A 1,205-nucleotide genomic window follows, 5' to 3' on the forward strand; every position below is an offset into this window, starting at 1 on the left:
GCCGCCACGCTCGCCTCAGCAACCCAACCTCAAAACGCTAAACATTAACCCCCCTGTTGCACTTCGGCTTGAAACCGCCACCAATTACTGGTGGCTGGATGTTTATTGCTTTGGCCGCTATCCGCAAGCGGCGCTACATTATCTGCAGCAAACCGGCGAAGCGCCGCACATCGAACCGGGTGATCTGGAAATCTTTCAACGCGGCGTACCCGACTTTGTCGGCGTGAACTACTACTACACCACCACGTTTACCCAGAACCCGCTCGATGGCGTGGGCATGAAGCGTATCAACACCACCGGCCAGAAAGGCACCACACCATCAAGCGGCGTGCCCGGCCTGTATCGCACCACCGCTAACCCAAATCTGGAAACATCCAACTGGGACTGGGCTATCGATCCAACCGGCTTGCGAATTGCTTTGCGTCGTATCTCCAGCCGTTACGCGCTACCAATGATGATTACCGAAAACGGTCTGGGTGAGTTCGACACGCTGGACGCGGATGACACCATTCACGACGCCTACCGCATTGCCTACCTGAAAGGCCACCTTGAAGCTTGCCAGCAAGCGATCAGCGATGGCGTGCAATTGCTGGGTTACTGCGCGTGGTCGCTTACCGATATCTTGAGCTGGCTGAATGGGTATCAAAAACGCTATGGCTTTGTATACGTTGACCGTGACGAGGCCAATGAAAAAGACCTGCGCCGGATAGCGAAAGACAGCTTTTATTGGTATCGAGATGTGATTGCCAGCAATGGTAAAAAACTTTAGTGAGAGCGGACGTTGTCGTTGCGGAAACTGGAATGGCGGCAACGGGTCGAGATGGAATGGACACCGCCCTCCCTTCGGGGAGGTGGGCATGATTGAGGGCCTCCAGAACCGAACGGCATCAATGTGCCAAAGTGGAGTTGCGACACAACCACTTGAGGAACGGAGGCCCCAAATGAATGCTACGACATACGGACTGGATGTTGCAAAGCGGGTGTTCCAGTTGTACTGGGTCGACGCCCAAACCGGCGAGATTGCGAATCGGAGGTTTGGCCGTGACGATCTGATCGCGTTTCTGGCTCAGCGTCCCGCCGGGCGTGTCGCTCTCGAAGCGTGCGGGAGCGCTCACTGGTGGGCACGTAAAATTCAGGCGTTGGGACACGAGGTCGTGTTGTTGCATGCGCAGTTCATCCGACCATTTGTGCAAACGAACAAGACC

Annotated in this window: 1 protein-coding gene and 1 pseudogene; both read left to right on the top strand. The window is 55.6% G+C overall.

Annotated elements, in window-relative coordinates:
- A partial coding sequence (locus AWB81_RS43140; protein WP_144444402.1) for a glycoside hydrolase family 1 protein occupies window positions 1–769 on the top strand: 769 nt, incomplete at its 5' end.
- A 172-nt stretch (window positions 770–941) separates the two neighbouring features.
- Window positions 942–1,205, top strand: a pseudogene (locus tag AWB81_RS43145) (IS110 family transposase); the annotation flags it as partial.

Source organism: Caballeronia arationis (assembly GCF_001544975.2).
GTDB lineage: Bacteria > Pseudomonadota > Gammaproteobacteria > Burkholderiales > Burkholderiaceae > Caballeronia > Caballeronia arationis.